The organism is Bacillota bacterium (assembly GCA_012518215.1).
Lineage (GTDB): Bacteria > Bacillota > Dethiobacteria > DTU022 > PWGO01 > JAAYSV01.
Map to the genome: position 1 here is coordinate 31,927 of JAAYSV010000003.1, position 15,067 is coordinate 46,993.

The following is a 15,067-nucleotide window of genomic DNA, read 5'->3' on the forward strand; positions in this document are numbered from 1 at the left end:
AACCTGCGTGAAGGGCTTTGTTTAACATATGTAAACTCCCCCCAATAGTTTCAATTGCTTAAAACATGTTGTGATATCATAACATATAGTGTTTTTGACTATACAAGACGATTAATATTATGTCAACAGTCAGATGAAGGTAATATACGCCATTAACTTGCAGCGATTCTTTCTTTCTTGGTATAATGATTGACGAAAGAGAGAACGGAGGGGAATGATGTTGAAACTTCCGCGAAGAAGGACTTGCCTTGACCGGATCAAGCCCTATGTTCCCGGTAAACCTGTTGAAGAAGTCAAGAGGGAGCTGGGCCTGGATGATGTTATCAAGCTGGCCTCGAACGAGAACCCGCTGGGCCCGTCACCCATGGCATTGGAAGCACTGAAAGAGGCACTGCCTGCATTGAATTATTATCCCGATGGCTCCTGTTTTCTGCTGAAGGAAGCGCTGGCCTCCAGACTGGATCTGCAAGGAGACCAGCTGATCTTCGGCAACGGTTCGGATGAGGTTTTGAAGTTGCTGGCGGAAGCCTACCTGGAGCCGGGGGACGAGGTGATCGTACCCACCCCGTCATTTTCGGAATACGAATTTGTGACCCGTATCATGGGCGGGGAGGTCAAATATGCTCCCTTGAAACCCGATTTCAGCTACGATCTGGAAACCATGCTGGACATGGTCACCAACCTCACCCGCCTGATTTTTGTCTGCAGCCCCAACAATCCCACCGGAACCATCGTTACCGGTAAAGATCTGGATGATTTTATGCGGAGGCTGCCGCAAGGGGTAATTGTGGTAATCGACGAGGCCTATGCCGAATATGTTACCACCCCGGAGTATCCGCAGAGCCTGAAATATGTTCGGCAGGGTGCGCCTGTCATCGTGTTGCGGACTTTCTCCAAGATACACGGATTGGCCGGGCTGCGCATCGGCTACGGGGCGGCTCCGGCAGAACTGATTGCCGACCTGGACAGGGTATGTGAACCGTTCAATGTCAACCAGGCTGCACAGGTCGCAGCTCTGGCGGCGCTTGATGATGAGGAACACCTGCGGCGTAGCATTGCCCTGGTCGAGGAAGGCCGTGTCCGGATGGCACGGGGTTTGCAGGATATCGGTCTTCAACCGGTTCCCTCCCAGGCCAATTTTTACTTCGTGGATACCGGGTTTGATGCACGGCAGGTTTTTGACCGTCTGCTGCGGCGAGGGGTTATCGTGCGTTCGGGAGATATCTTCGGGTTTCCCACCTTTATCAGGGTCAACTTCGGCCTGCCCGAGGAGAATGTACGGTTTCTGAAGGCTCTCGAGGAAGTGTTGGGTGAGTTGAAAGGCAATTCATAGAAAACGCGGTGGGGAAAAGAGAGGGCTGTTGATGGTCAGGAAGAAAGAGAAGGATGCCGACGGGCGGAAGGGAAATAGCGCCGACAAGCCCGGTATGTTCATGCTGGTGCTGGTGTTTTTCGCCAGGGCATCTGCCGGCCTGGTCCTGGCGGCCGGCGGGGCGGTGCTGGTTTTGCTGGCTTTCCCACCTTACAGGATCTGGCCGCTCGTTTTCTGCGGGCTGGTGCCGATCCTGGTTTCCGTGCATCGTGTCATGCCCCACCGCATTGCGGGCCTGGCCATGGGGCTGGGGGTGGGAGGTTTCTTCTGGGGGTTTTTTCGTGAAGGGATAGACATCGGTGCGTGGCCCGCATTCCTGGAATATCTTCCATACATAGTCGGTTTTATCGCCCTGCTTGTCGGTTCACGGCAGAGAATTTTTCATTCCCGCACGCATTACCGCTGGTTTGTCATAGAAGGCGCGGTTACCTGGGTCACGTTTGAACTGGCCAGGGCCAGTCTTTCCCCCCTCGGGACCTCGGCGTTTCTCGCCAATCCACTTTATGAACAGTACTGGCTCATCCAGCCCGTCAGCATTTTCAGCATTTACGGGATGAGCTTTATCATCATTCTTGTCAATCTGGTACTGGCCCAGAAGATATTTGCCCTGATAGATAGCCGCTGGGAACCGCCTGAAGAAAGAGAAGCGGTCAGCAATGTCGGTTCGCAGCTATGGTTGTATGTGGTTATCCTGCTTTTTCTTCTCTGGGTCGGTTACAGCATGGCTCTATTTGAAGAGCTCCCGTCGGCAGTGCGCGTAGCCGTCATCCAACCGGGGTATTATCAGCATCATCCCGAGGTCGATGGGGAGACAATGGAGGTGACCAGGGAGGGGGTCGAATTCCAGGAAGACCTGGAGCAGTTGCTGGATATCACGCGCGAAGCGGTGGAAAGCGGCGCCCGCCTGGTGGTCTGGAATGAGGGGGTGTTGCCCTTCAATCCCCAGCATAAAGGGATGGAGATGTTTCAGGATTTTGCCCGGGAGATGGATGCTTTCCTGGTGATCGGTTACCATGATTCCGAAGAAGAGGCGGATGAAGCCGTGATTCTCTCCTCGGATGGAGTTTTCCTGGGGAAAACTGGCGAGACATTGATCGGCAACCTGGGGACCATCGCTGCCCGGGAAATAAATTTCACGGAGGGGGTGCGCGAGATGACGCGGGAGAAGACGCTCCTCCTTGCTGTACCCTCGAATGAATCCCCCGAAATGGCTGTCAGGCACCTGCCACATTACATATTCAGGGCCATGGAAAACCGCATTCCGATCCTCAAAGCCGATGCCCGGCATGCTTCGGTTATCGTTGATCCTTACGGCAGAATCATACGCTCTTCTTTTTCGGCAGAACCCCGAAGAGAAATACTTGTGTCCGATATTCCCGTCGGCACCGGCGACACACCGGTGGTTGTCTGGGGCGACTGGTTCGGTTGGTTCTGCCTCGCGGGGATGGCACTCTTTGTCGTGGCAGACATTGGAGTTTCATTTTATGAGTGGCGAAAACGAAAGAAAGCCCGTGAAGAGGAGAAGGAGAAGGACAGAAAGAAGAAGCCGGGGGACAGAAAGTACACACCGGGACGCCACCATTTCAAGGCCCGTTCCTGATCACGGCTCGATCACGGTGCCGCTTCCTATCCTCTTTGTTTTTTATTGCTCAGATCGGGAAACATGGAGATACGCAATCGTGCACAGCCGTAGGGAATCAAGGTTATTTTTTCCATATCTGTTTCAGCGGCAGCGGGTTCCCGGGGCAGCGGGGCGGCATTGAGCCCGGACAGCAACGAATTCTGCCGCGACCACGAGGGAACGCGCGCAGCGGTTGCCTGCAGTTTCAAGGGTGCATTTTCCGGGGTCCAGGGAGTAACAGATTCACCGGGGCCCGTGTCACTGTCTCTACTTTCATCCCCGGAGAACCCCGCCGGATTGTCTCCCTTCACCTTCAGGTCGGCGGTCTCCCTGTCCAGCCCATAATTCCAGCGCGGAGTTTCTCCGAAAGTCCAGGAACCCCTTTTCTTCTGCGGTTTCTCCGCGGCGGGAAGCACTTCAAAGGTGGGGAAAAGAGCCTGGTCATCGAGGGGAATCCACATTTCTTCCGGGTTCAGGGCGAAGAGCAGCGCCCCCCGCCTCACGGAGAGGGCTCCACGATCAGCGAAGATGGCCCGTGGTTCGGCCGGCAGATCAAGAAGGATCTGATCGCCATCCCGCCAGTCACGCCTTATGACCACGTAGGAGCCGTTGCTGCCCCTGTAAATATCTTCCCCGACCACGGCAGTTCCCTCTGCACACCACCCGGGTATGCGAAGCAGGAGGGCGCAGCCGAGCGGTTCTTCACAGTGAAAGGTGATCAGAACCCGGTCGCCGAAAGGGTAGGCGGTCTCCTCTGTGAGCCGCACCTTCACCCCCTTGATGCGGGTCTCGACCACGCAGGGCCCGTAAGCGGTCTTGGCCAGGCCGTCATGACCATAACTCATCCACAAACTTGAGACCAGCAGTGGCCAGCCCATGTGCATGTTGTAGAAACAGCATTGATAACCGGAGGGGGCCCCGAAGGTCAGGGCATCGTGGTACCATCCGGATTTGCCGAAAATATCCAGGTTGTTGACAGAGAAACCATGCCGGCCGACGGTGCAGTAAATCTGGTTCGGTTGCGAGAAGTACTGGTGCGAACGGAAATCGGGGGCGATGGCTGCAGGAAGGGCGTTGTAAGCAAGCAGTTCAAGGGCATCACTGTATTCCGGCGAACCGAATACACTCAGGTAGGTCTCGTATGTCCTCATCAACTCCACGATCGTGCACAGTTCTGTCCCCCGTGTAGCACCCTTGCCATGTGTGATCTCATCGCCGCTGATGGAACCGTTCACCTGTTCATGCTGATACCTGACCTTGCGCAGTCCCATCTTCACGGCTCTTGTCAGCTGGTCATCGGGCCACAGCCGGTACTGGACAGCCGGTTTGCGCAGGCCGTGCGCCAGGTTCACCGCATGGGTGAAGATCCTGTTTTTGTCGAGAAAGAAATCTTCCCAGGGAAAAGTCTGCTTGTTGACAAGGCGGGCCAGTTTCAGTAGATTGCGATCCTCTGTCAGTGCGTAGAACCATGAAAGTGTGTCAAGATTGTCTCCCCCTCGCAGCGCGGCCCAGCTTTTCCATTCAGGAATGTAGCGTATATTCCGGGACAGGGGGTGCCTCGGAAGATGTTTTTGCTGAAAATTGAAGAAGCGTTGCAGAAAGGTGATACTGCGCATATCTCCCGTGGCTTCGTAGTAAAAACGGATCGCATCAAGGATGAGCATCCGCGGCCACCACTCGTAATCGCTCACGCCGCGGGCCCGGAGGCGGCCGTCATCTTCCTGCCGTTCGAACCAGTAATCGAGCCAATTCAAAGCCTTGCCGACAAGAAAATCATCCTGCAGGACAAAGGCCAGTGCTACCAGGCCGCGGACATAATAGGGGGCTCGCTCCGAGCGGACGAGCAGGAGCGGAAAATCGCGGCCGCTGCTACCGCCCCGCCACACGCTTTCCTCTGTGACGGGGTTGGAACTGAACCCCCGCCGCGGCGGCACCGTGTCAAGGAGTCCGGTCAGGCCGGCGGCCTGTGCTTTCAAGGTTGACTTCAGCCACCCCGCGGGCCTTATGGCACCCAGGGGCAGAGGCTGAAAATGATTGTAGACGATCTTCATTCATGACCTCCCGGGTCGGAAACGATGGATCTTGCCACCGGGTTGCAAACAATGGCACCGAAGACTGCATGAGGATGTTTTTCCCGCGGCAGTCCCGCCGTCGGGCATCTACCCTGCGCAGATGGAGGCAACGAGGTCCCCCACGGCAGAGGTGGAGAAACCCATCTCTCCCGCATTGAGACTTTTCAAGTGTTTCTCGCAAGCCGTGGCCACCGCCGACTCGACAGTTCCGGCAGCCCTGGCCTCGCCCAGAAATTCAAGCATCATCGCCACCGCGCATATGGCAGCAAGCGGATTGATCACATTTTTACCCGTGTATTTGGGGGCCGACCCTCCGATGGGTTCGAACATGGAAACCTTGCCCGGATGAAGGTTCCCGCCGGCAGCGATTCCCATTCCCCCCTGTATTATCGCTCCCAGATCGGTGATGATATCGCCGAACATGTTATCGGTAACGATGACGTCGAACCATTCCGGGTTTTTTACCATCCACATGCAGATCGCATCCACATGGGCATAATCTCTTCTGATCTCGGGATATTCCTCACCAACTTCATGGAAAACCCGTTCCCAGAGATCAAAGGCATAGGTGAGGACATTGGTCTTGCCGCAGAGGGTCAGTTGACGGCGCGGGCGGAGCCGTCTGGCGTGATCGAAGGCATAGCGTATACAACGTTCCACCCCTTTGCGGGTGTTGATCGACTCCTGGACGGCCACCTCATCGGCGGTGCCGTGGCGCAGAAAACCCCCGCCTCCGCAATAAAGCCCCTCGGTATTTTCACGCACGACGACAAAATCTATGTCCTGCGGCCCTTTTTCCTTGAGCGGCGTGTAAACACCGGGGTAGAGTTTCACGGGGCGCAGGTTGATGTAGAGATCAAGCTCGAAGCGCAATTTCAGGAGCAGGCCCCTTTCCAGGATACCCGGTTTCACTTCGGGATCACCGATAGCACCCAGCAGGATGGCATCAAACTGTTTCAGCTCCTCCAGGACACTGTCCGGCAGGGCTTCACCGGTCCGTCGGTAAAACTTGCCGCCCAGGTCATATTCCTCCGTCTCATATTTGAAACCATGCCTGGAGGCGGCTGCCGCCAGCACTTTCAGGGCCTCGTTGATCTGCTCCGGCCCGGTGCCATCCCCGGGAATAACAGCAATTTTGTACATATCAAGACTCTCCTTCTGGTGTGAATATTGTTCCTGAACAGCAACTTTACACTGTATTATTTATAACCTATAATGATATAGATCTCAACATGTTTCGGCCCTGACCACCTTTTTTTGCCGGGAAAACATGGATAACTGTTTCGGGGTACCGAAGCCTGAAAGGAGTTACGACATGTGGGAAAGGTTGTATCCCGACATCATCTTGCAGAGCATCCACGATCTGGATACTGACTACCTTAAACAGGAAGGGATCTCCGGCATCATCCTGGATCTGGACAATACCCTTGTCCCCCTGGGGGACCGGGATGTCTCCCCACGGGTCTGCCGCTGGGTTGACAATCTCAAGGAAGAAGGGTTCAAGCTGTACATTGTCTCCAACAGTACGCCGGGCAAGGGCGAAAAATTGGCGCAACAGGTGGGCGTTTCTGCCATCTGGCTGGCAGTCAAACCCCGGCGCCGTGCTTTCCGCCTGGCACTGCAGAGGATGGGCCTGGAGGCGGGTGAGGTTGCGGTGATCGGCGACCAGGTCGTCACCGACGTTCTGGGTGGCAACCGCCTGGGATTGATGACCATTCTCGTCAGGCGTTCGGGGAGGGACATGCCTTTTACGAGGATAACCCGCATGCTGGAGAGGCGGGTTCTGAAGAAGATGGAGGAAGAAGGCCTTTTCCCGGCAGACCGCTACCGGAAAGAAGATGTTGCCGACTGAATCTGTCGGGTGTCAGAACCGGCAACCGGCAAAGCTGCAAAATACGGAGAAAAAGAAGGTTTTTCATGGCAAGATAGTTATCTCGTCCGGATCATTTTCCGCGGATCACAGCTTTCAGAACTCCATACTTCCGGGACCATGCCATTCGTTGTTTTCATCTTCGGCTGACGGGACTGCAAAATAGGCGGTGAAAGGGACTGCCCGGCATGGCCGATAAATTTATAAATTGTTGACATCTGTTGCTTTTTCTTTTAAAATCAGAAACACGACAATCTTGCAAATATTACCTTAATCGACATAATCAGGAATCTTGCTTGCCCGGTGGCTGCCGTCCCGCATTCTGTGAACCGTGGAAAGCAAGGAAGGATGTGGCCGGAAAATGGACAAGGATATCCACATGCACATGATCGATGCGAGGACCACGATGTATGCCCTGCTGGGAAGCCCGGTCAGGCATTCACTTTCACCGATCATGCACAATGCCGCATTCCGGGCTCTGGGAATAAACGCTGCTTACATGGCTTGCGAGGTTGCCCCGGGCGAACTTGCCGATGCGATTGAAGGAGCTCGTGCACTTTCTTTTGGCGGCCTCAACATTACCAGCCCCTACAAAGAAGCGGTGATCGAAAACATAGATATCGTTTCTCCGGCGGCGGCCCTGATCAGATCCGTGAATACCGTCGTCAGGGAAGGGGATGCCTGGCGCGGCTACAGCACCGATGGCGCGGGGTTATGTCGATTCCTGCAGGGAGACAGCGGTGCCGCGGCCGCAGACCCTACCGGCCGGCGTGTCCTCATTGTCGGTGCCGGCGGCGCCGCCAGGGCCGTAGCCTTTGCTCTGGCGCAGGAAGGCGTGAAATCCTTGACAGTGGCCAACCGCACACCGGCTCATGCCGAGGAACTGAAGGAATTGATTTCCGTGCACACTTCTTTTCACGCTACGCGTACCATCCCCCTGGAGGAAGAACCGTTGTCCGAGGAACTGGACAGATCATCACTGATCATCTACTGCCTGGCCTTCGATCATGATGTTTTGAAGGAAATTCTTTCTGCCCGTCGCGAGGAAGAAGGGATTTTGAGCGGACGCACTCTCGTGGATCTGCGCTATGTTCCGGCGGAAACAGAAACGATGCGATTATTCCGCCTTTCCGGAGGAGAGGCGTTCAATGGAAAGGGCATGTTGCTCTGGCAGGGTGTCCTTGCTTTCGAACTTTTCATGGCGAAGGCCAAAATGGGCGCTCCCGTGGAGGCCATGCGCCGGGCTATCGAACTTCAATAAAATCTGGCAATATTTCCGGTACCGATCCGCTGTATCTGCTTTCCATCATTGACCATGCAAGCCCGAAAACAAAACAGGAATGGAGCATTGTCTCGGTATGGTTAAATCCAGGATAAGTCTGCTGGGCGAAATTCTGGTTGAAGCCGGGGTGCTGAATTTCCGGCAGCTTGAAGAGGCTTTGAGCAAGGCCGAAGATTCCGGCAAGAGCTTCTACCGTGTCATTGCCGAGGAAAGGTATCTTCCCGATCAGGCACTGGTAGAGATTTTGCAGGAGAGGCTCGGACTCCGTTTTGTTGATCTGGAGAAGCACGAGCCGGATCCAGACGCTGTCGCCGCTGTTCCCGAGGAGCTGGCCCGGCGCCATCATCTTATCCCTGTCGGCAGGGAAGGGCGCCGTCTCCTTCTGGCCATGGCCGACCCCACGGATGGTGCCGCCATCGAAGATGTTTCCGTCGTTACTGCGGCAGAAATTGAGCCGGTGATCGCCCCGGAACGGGCTATCCACGATGCCCTGGATCGTTTTTTCGGTTCATCAGGCCGGGAACAGGAGGAAATTCCGGCAACACCGGCAACGGCTTTCTTGCCCGATGATGATTCCATCGTGGCGGTGGTCAACTCCATCATCTGGAAGGCAGTCTCCGAGGGAGCCAGCGACATCCACATCGAGCCCACGGGGAAGGGCCTGCGCGTGCGACTGCGCATAGATGGCTTTCTTCATGATTATCTCTTTCCCCCCGAGGGAAGCCATGCCCGGGTTGTCTCCCGCATCAAGGTCATGGCCCAGATGAACATTGCCGAAAAACGGCTGCCCCAGGATGGCCAGATTGAATTGCGGCGCGGGCACCGGATCGTGAATATCAGGGTATCGACCTTGCCTACCATCCATGGCGAGAAGATGGTGCTGCGCCTCCTTGAAAAAGAAAGGATCATCCTCTCCCTGGAGAAGATAGGTTTTTCCCGGCGGAACAAAGAATTTTTCATGGAATTCATCCGTCATTCCCATGGCATCATACTGCTGTCCGGGCCGACGGGGTGCGGCAAGACCACCACCCTCTACTCTGCATTGAGTTATTTGAACAACCCTGCTTGCAACATCGTTACCGTGGAGGATCCCGTGGAATTCCGCCTTGACGGTGTCAACCAGGTGCAGGTTAACAGGAAGATAGATCTTACTTTTGCGGCTTCGTTGCGCACCATTCTGCGCCAGGATCCGGACATCATCATGATCGGCGAGATGCGCGACCTGGAGACGGCGGAGGTGGGCATGAGAGCTTCACTGACCGGGCATCTGGTCTTCAGCACCCTGCATACCAACAACGCTTCACAGGCGGTGACGAGGCTGGTTGATATGGGGGTGCCTCCATTCCTGGTCTCCTCCACCCTGGTGGGCGTGGTGGCGCAGAGGCTGGTGCGCAAGATCTGCCCGTATTGCCGGGAAGGATACCCACCGGGCGATGAGGATAAAGAACTTTACCGTGTTCTGGGCGGGGGGATGGAGCTGCCGCCCGTTCTTTACCGGGGAAAGGGATGCCGGCGGTGCAACGATGGGTATCGCGGGCGGACGGCGATCCACGAGATTCAGCCGATCACGACGGAGATGCGCACCCTGATCATGGAGGGGGCCACCCCGGCCCTGTTGCAGGAGAAGGCGCTGGCAATGGGATGCCGCACCTTGTTTCAGGATGGATTGTTGAAAGCGGAGGAAGGAATCTCCACGCTGGATGAGATAAAAAGGGTGGCTCTGGGCGAGTTTTGAACCCGGGGGAGGTGCACGGATGGAGAAACATGTTCCCGATATTGACCTGCTCTTGCAGAAAAGTGCGGCAGTAGGGGCTTCCGATCTGCACCTTACCACCGGGTTGCCACCCATGATCCGCCTTTGTGGGGAACTGCGCCCGCTCGGCGGAGCGGTGCCGGGGCGGACATCCGGCAACGGAGGCAGTATCCTGACAGCGGAAGATACCTCCCTGCTGGCGGAGCAGATGATGGGAGAGGCTGAAAAAGCGGCCTTCTGCAACGCGGGTGAGGTTGATTTTTCCCATGTTTCCGCAGGCGGAATACGTGTGCGGGTAAATGTTTACCGGCAGAGAGGGGATACGGCGGCTGCCCTGCGCATCATCCCGGAGACGGTTCCGGAGATCGGTGAATTGGGCCTTCCCGCCGCCATCAGCGGGATATGCGGTTGTCGGAAAGGCCTGTTTCTGGTTACGGGCCCGGCCGGCTGTGGTAAATCTACAACACTTGCGGCCATGATCGGGTGCATCAACAGCAAGTTTCGCCGCCATATCATCACCCTGGAAGACCCCATCGAATATATTCACGAGGCGCGAAAAAGCATGATCAACCAGCGGGAGATCGGCCTGGACAGCGCCTCATTTTCCGCTGCCCTGAGGGCGGCGCTGCGGCAAGATCCGGATGTGATCATGGTCGGCGAGATGCGTGACCTGGAGACGATCTCGGTGGCTGTCACGGCGGCGGAGACAGGCCATCTGGTTCTTGCCAGCATGCATACCGTGGATGCCCCGCAGACGATCGAGCGCATCATCGATGTTTTTCCTCCATACCAGCAGCAGCAGATCAGGGTTCAGCTGGCCGGAACGTTGCTGGGGGTTGTCGCCCAGAAATTGCTTCGGCGCAGGGACGGAGGGGGCCTGGTCGTTGCTGCGGAGATGCTCGTCGCCAATACGGCCATCAGAAACCATATCCGCGAAGGGAAGATATTTCAGATCTACTCCATGATCCAGACCGGTGGGCGCCAGGGGATGCAGTTGCTGGATGCCGATCTGTTGAAGCTCTACGAGCAGGGAAAAATCTCGTCGGATACGGCAGTTGAAAATGCTGCCGATCCCGAGGGGATCATGGCCCGCATGCAGGCGTTATCCGATGGCTGCACGGGGCTTTGATCATGATGATATGAAGCGGCGGCGGGAGGGTGAGAATGCCGATCTATATCTACCGGGCCAGGGATTGGCAGGGCCGGACACACAAGGGTTTTCATCATGCCGAGGGTTTGCATGAGGCCATCAATTATCTGCGCCGACGGAAATTGGTCATCATTGATATAAGGGAACGTTCGTCGATGATTCCCGTTACGGGCTCATGGACGAAGGGCCTTTCATGGAGAAGGATCGGGCCGCGCGATTACATGCTCTTCTGCCGCCACTTTGCCACGATGATCTCCGCCGGCCTGACCGTCGTCAGAAGCTTGCAGATACTGCGCGATGGGGAGGGCAACGGAACTTTGAAACGGACGATCGGGGCACTGGTTCCACACATCGAGAGCGGGAGTACCCTGGCCGGGGCGATGGGGGATTACCCGGAGGTATTTCCCACCATGATGGTCAAGACGATAGCTGCCGCAGAGGCCGGCGGTATTCTGGGCGAGGTGCTGGAGCGCCTGGCCGTGCATTACGAGAAGCAGAGCAGCCTTGAGGAAAAGGTTCGCGGGGCGATGATCTACCCCCTTGTTGTGGCTTTCGTGGCCCTTCTGGTCATGGCGACGATGTTCCTCTATATCCTGCCAGCCTTCGGCAGCATGTTCTCCAACATGAACATCGAGCTGCCGTTGATCACGCGGGCAGTCATGGGGGTGGGTGATTTTCTGGGCTACCACCGCTATCCCATCCTGGCCCTGGTGGTTGCTGTGGCATTGTCCTTTCTCGTGTCACTGAAGACCGAGCGGGGAAAGGAGCTTGCGGCCTTCCTTAAATTGAAGACACCCATCTTTGCTCCCAACTACAAAAGGATGATCTGGGCCCGTTTTGCACGGACCATGAGCAGCTTGCTTGGTAGCGGAATGAACATCATCACCGCCCTGGAGATGGGTAAAGAGATAATCGGCAATCGTATCCACGGCCGCGCACTGGAAAGGGTTGGCCGGGACATTGCCGCCGGTTGCACACTGGCCGAATCGCTGGAGAGGAGCGGCCTCTTTCCGGCGATGATGGTGGAGATGGTCCGGATTGGGGAGGAAACTGGCAATCTGGAAAAGATGCTTGCGCACGCGGCCGATCTGCTGGAACGCGAATTGATCTACACCATGGATCGCCTGACGACGATAATCGAACCGGCCATCATTGTTTTCGTGGGTTTCTTCGTGGGGCTGATGGTCTTTGCGATCATCCTGCCACTCTTCAGTATCTACGAGGGGATTTGAGAATAATCAGGGGAGGTGTTGGGTATCAGAAGAAAGAAAATTGTTGCCGGGGAGAAGGGTTTCACCCTGGTAGAGTTGCTGATTGTGCTGGGGATCATAGCCGTCCTGGCCACGGTGGCGATGTTGTCTTTCGGGGGGCGCGTCGATGAAGCTCGTCAGAGCGTGGAGAAGGTCAACATTACCGTTATCCAGGGGGCAGTGGATCTTTACTATCATGACCAGAAAAAGTATCCGGAAACACTGGAAGATCTCTACGATGCGAATCAGAACGGGGGGCCCTACATACGGACTCCGCTGGAAGATCTTCAAGAAGGCGGCGTGGAATACGTGATCAACCAGTTGACTGGCAAAGTAACGGTCAAACCGGTTGAAAGCGGCTAGCATGGCCTGACGGGGCGGCGGCGATTTCCATTCCCGATCGAGGCGTTCCATGCGATCATGATGGCATCGAAAGCCACAGGGCGATTTTCTTCCGTCCCTGCTGCAGGTGGATGGTGTATAATATCAAGCGTGAGCCGGATCGTTTTTCAATTCACGAAATGAGAGAATGAGGATGTTCTACTTCTACACGGCAGTTTGGTTCATCGTGGGCCTGGCAGTCGGCAGTTTTGCCAACGTGGTGATCTACCGCTTTCCTCGCGGGATCTCCCTGGTCAAAACCCGTTCCTGCTGCCCGTCCTGTAAGAACCGCCTGGTTGCCCGGGAATTGATCCCCCTGCTGGGTTATCTGCTCTGCCGTGGCCGTTGTCGGCACTGCCGGGCCAGAATCAGTCCGCGCTATTTTCTGATCGAACTGGCCACCGGCCTCCTGTTCGTGGCCGTTGTTCACCGTACCGGCGCCAACCCGGAGGCGCTGGGGCTCCTTTTTTTGCTCTGCCTGTTGCTGATCATTTCCTTCATCGATATCGATTTCCAGCGCATCCCCAATGTTCTTCTGGGTATCGGGCTGGCAGCAGGGATCATCTTCAAACTCCTTGACCCCGCCGGACGCACATTGCCCTCGTGGATCGAGGCCGGATGGGGGATGCTGCTGGGCGGCGGAATCATGCTGCTCATCTACATCGGGGCACGCGGCGCGATAGGGGCCGGTGATCTGAAACTGATGATCATGATCGGTTTCTTCGTGGGGAAAATCGGAGTCCTGGCGGCGATGATGATGGGTTTTATCCTCGGCGGTGCTTACGGGCTGGTGATGATCGCGTTGCGCCGGCTTGACAGAAAGGATATGATCCCCTTCGGCCCTTTTCTCTCCCTGGGGGCGGCCATCCAGGTATTTTTCGGGGAGCAGATATTGCAATGGCTGGGGTTGAATTATTTTTAAACCGTGAAGCGGGATGTGGTGAGAGTGATGGCGGTCAAAAAAGATTTCCGTCGGCTATGCCGGGCCATTGCCGATGCACGGGGATTCTCTCTGGTGGAGGCTCTTGTGGCGCTGGCGGTGCTCGGGATCCTGGCCCCCGCCGTTGTCGGCATTTTCGTGGGGGGCAACAGTTTTCTGCACACTGCCGCTGATCGGACTGCAGCCGTCAAAATAGCGCAGGAACGGATTGAAGAGATCAAAAGCGAAGGTTTCGCTGCCATTGATACGGGGATGCTGGCCACGGGGGAACTGATATCCGAGGATTACGGCTGCATCGATGGGTACGCCGGCTACAGGAGAACGACGATGATCAGCCCGGAGGAGATGAACTTGCCGGGTGTGGACATATCATTGACCGGAGTCCGTATCACGGTCACCGTTTACTGGAATGGGCGGGAGGACCCCCGGGAGGAGAGGGCTATCGAACAGCAGGCACGGATGGCCCGTCGATGACCGCCCCGTGATACGGGGGCGGAATGAACCGCGGGAAAACGGGCCTCCGCACTTCACGATGGCGGGCGGTGGAGGGGGGCAACATGCTGCAAACACGACCTGCCAATCCCACCGCGCTTTTTTTGCTGATTGACCCTGCAGTAACCGCCGTCAATTGACATTATTTTTGGCCTGCAATATAATTACTGCAGGAAAAAAATGCCCGATATGTTACAAATAGGCAGAACATGCGTTGTTGAAAACTGCAGCAATATGTTTCATGCGGCGGTGGATCGATGACTGGATACAAAAAGAAAATGTGGCAACGTATTGTTGACGAACGGGCCCTGACCATGGTCGAGCTTCTCATTGCCATGGCCCTCACCGGATTGATTGCGGCAGGCGCCTACTCCCTGTATTTCATGGGTATCGTGAGTTGGGAAAGGGGTGTGGAGGCCAGGGAGAATCTGCAGAGCGTGCGCATGGCCTTGAGGGAGATAGAGCAGGACCTCCGCCATGCGGAATGGGTCTGGATCGGTGAAGGATGGGAAGAGGCCTGGCACCTGGAAGATTGTCTGCAGCCGGGTAGTGGCGATCAGGTTCATTACGGTTTCTACGGGGACCTCTACGCGGGTGAATACCGACCCCACTTTACCTTCTATACCGTACGGCTTTGGAACGACACCCTTTATCTGCACAAGAATGCCGTATTGACGGAGTTGAGGGATATCTACCCCATTTACAAAGCCCCTTTACCGTTGGCCGACAACATCATGGAGATCAGCTTCCGTTACGGTGACGAGAGGGAAAACAGGATTCTCATTTCTATCACCGCTGCCAGGGGTGGCGGCCGCACCGTTACGCTTACAGGCAATATCCTTAGACGAAACATGTTGCACTGACAATGGGGTCGGGGGCAAAGG

At 56.0% G+C, this 15,067-nt stretch carries 13 protein-coding genes; 11 read left to right on the top strand and 2 right to left on the bottom strand.

Annotated elements, in window-relative coordinates; translation table 11 throughout:
* Positions 1–217 precede the first annotated feature (217 nt).
* Both GX364_00150 and GX364_00155 read left to right on the top strand, forming a co-directional pair.
* A complete protein-coding gene (locus GX364_00150) occupies positions 218–1,333 on the top strand; it encodes a histidinol-phosphate transaminase (GenBank protein NLI69264.1) in 1,116 nt (371 codons plus the stop codon).
* A 31-nt stretch (positions 1,334–1,364) separates the two neighbouring features.
* Positions 1,365–2,972 carry a hypothetical protein gene (locus tag GX364_00155; GenBank protein ID NLI69265.1) on the top strand — a complete coding sequence of 536 codons (1,608 nt, stop codon included), beginning with the start codon at positions 1,365–1,367 and terminating at the stop codon, positions 2,970–2,972.
* Positions 2,973–2,998: 26 nt separating this feature from the next.
* Here GX364_00155 and GX364_00160 read toward each other — a convergent pair whose 3' ends face one another.
* The gene (locus GX364_00160; GenBank protein ID NLI69266.1) at positions 2,999–5,044 is read right to left on the bottom strand and encodes a hypothetical protein; all 2,046 of its coding nucleotides are present in this window, start codon (positions 5,042–5,044) and stop codon (positions 2,999–3,001) included.
* A 108-nt stretch (positions 5,045–5,152) separates the two neighbouring features.
* Positions 5,153–6,208, bottom strand: a complete 1,056-nt coding sequence (locus GX364_00165) for a 3-isopropylmalate dehydrogenase (protein NLI69267.1) — start codon at positions 6,206–6,208, stop codon at positions 5,153–5,155.
* 172 nt (positions 6,209–6,380) lie between these two features.
* On the opposite strand from GX364_00165, the gene GX364_00170 reads away from it, so the two are divergent.
* The 9 genes from GX364_00170 (at position 6,381) to GX364_00210 (ending at position 15,046) form a co-directional block, all read left to right on the top strand.
* Positions 6,381–6,917, top strand: a complete 537-nt coding sequence (locus GX364_00170; protein NLI69268.1) for a YqeG family HAD IIIA-type phosphatase — start codon at positions 6,381–6,383, stop codon at positions 6,915–6,917.
* A gap of 379 nt (positions 6,918–7,296) precedes the next feature.
* Positions 7,297–8,196, top strand: a complete 900-nt coding sequence (locus tag GX364_00175) for a shikimate dehydrogenase (protein ID NLI69269.1) — start codon at positions 7,297–7,299, stop codon at positions 8,194–8,196.
* 97 nt (positions 8,197–8,293) lie between these two features.
* The gene (locus GX364_00180; GenBank protein NLI69270.1) at positions 8,294–9,952 is read left to right on the top strand and encodes a type II/IV secretion system protein; all 1,659 of its coding nucleotides are present in this window, start codon (positions 8,294–8,296) and stop codon (positions 9,950–9,952) included.
* A gap of 19 nt (positions 9,953–9,971) precedes the next feature.
* Positions 9,972–11,099, top strand: a complete 1,128-nt coding sequence (locus GX364_00185; protein NLI69271.1) for a type IV pilus twitching motility protein PilT — start codon at positions 9,972–9,974, stop codon at positions 11,097–11,099.
* A gap of 35 nt (positions 11,100–11,134) precedes the next feature.
* Entirely contained in the window at positions 11,135–12,352 is a 1,218-nt protein-coding gene (locus GX364_00190; GenBank protein ID NLI69272.1) for a type II secretion system F family protein, read from the top strand.
* An 18-nt stretch (positions 12,353–12,370) separates the two neighbouring features.
* Positions 12,371–12,733 carry a type II secretion system protein gene (locus GX364_00195; protein NLI69273.1) on the top strand — a complete coding sequence of 121 codons (363 nt, stop codon included), beginning with the start codon at positions 12,371–12,373 and terminating at the stop codon, positions 12,731–12,733.
* 172 nt (positions 12,734–12,905) lie between these two features.
* Complete coding sequence (locus tag GX364_00200) at positions 12,906–13,673, top strand: prepilin peptidase (GenBank protein NLI69274.1); 768 nt, start codon at positions 12,906–12,908, stop codon at positions 13,671–13,673.
* A 27-nt stretch (positions 13,674–13,700) separates the two neighbouring features.
* Positions 13,701–14,165, top strand: a complete 465-nt coding sequence (locus GX364_00205; protein NLI69275.1) for a type II secretion system protein — start codon at positions 13,701–13,703, stop codon at positions 14,163–14,165.
* Between the two features lie 275 nt (positions 14,166–14,440).
* Positions 14,441–15,046, top strand: coding sequence for a prepilin-type N-terminal cleavage/methylation domain-containing protein (locus GX364_00210; protein ID NLI69276.1), 606 nt, complete (start codon positions 14,441–14,443; stop codon positions 15,044–15,046).
* The last annotated feature ends 21 nt before the right edge of the window (positions 15,047–15,067 follow it).

What these genes read in the sequence shown, in the direction of transcription:
- GX364_00150 (NLI69264.1), top strand. Translation starts at nt 218, where the DNA reads ATGTTGAAACTTCCGCGAAGAAGGACTTGCCTTGACCGGATCAAGCCC.
- GX364_00155 (NLI69265.1), top strand. Translation starts at nt 1,365, where the DNA reads ATGGTCAGGAAGAAAGAGAAGGATGCCGACGGGCGGAAGGGAAATAGC.
- GX364_00160 (NLI69266.1), bottom strand. Translation starts at nt 5,044, where the DNA reads ATGAAGATCGTCTACAATCATTTTCAGCCTCTGCCCCTGGGTGCCATA.
- GX364_00165 (NLI69267.1), bottom strand. Translation starts at nt 6,208, where the DNA reads ATGTACAAAATTGCTGTTATTCCCGGGGATGGCACCGGGCCGGAGCAG.
- GX364_00170 (NLI69268.1), top strand. Translation starts at nt 6,381, where the DNA reads ATGTGGGAAAGGTTGTATCCCGACATCATCTTGCAGAGCATCCACGAT.
- GX364_00175 (NLI69269.1), top strand. Translation starts at nt 7,297, where the DNA reads ATGGACAAGGATATCCACATGCACATGATCGATGCGAGGACCACGATG.
- GX364_00180 (NLI69270.1), top strand. Translation starts at nt 8,294, where the DNA reads ATGGTTAAATCCAGGATAAGTCTGCTGGGCGAAATTCTGGTTGAAGCC.
- GX364_00185 (NLI69271.1), top strand. Translation starts at nt 9,972, where the DNA reads ATGGAGAAACATGTTCCCGATATTGACCTGCTCTTGCAGAAAAGTGCG.
- GX364_00190 (NLI69272.1), top strand. Translation starts at nt 11,135, where the DNA reads ATGCCGATCTATATCTACCGGGCCAGGGATTGGCAGGGCCGGACACAC.
- GX364_00200 (NLI69274.1), top strand. Translation starts at nt 12,906, where the DNA reads ATGTTCTACTTCTACACGGCAGTTTGGTTCATCGTGGGCCTGGCAGTC.
- GX364_00205 (NLI69275.1), top strand. Translation starts at nt 13,701, where the DNA reads ATGGCGGTCAAAAAAGATTTCCGTCGGCTATGCCGGGCCATTGCCGAT.
- GX364_00210 (NLI69276.1), top strand. Translation starts at nt 14,441, where the DNA reads ATGACTGGATACAAAAAGAAAATGTGGCAACGTATTGTTGACGAACGG.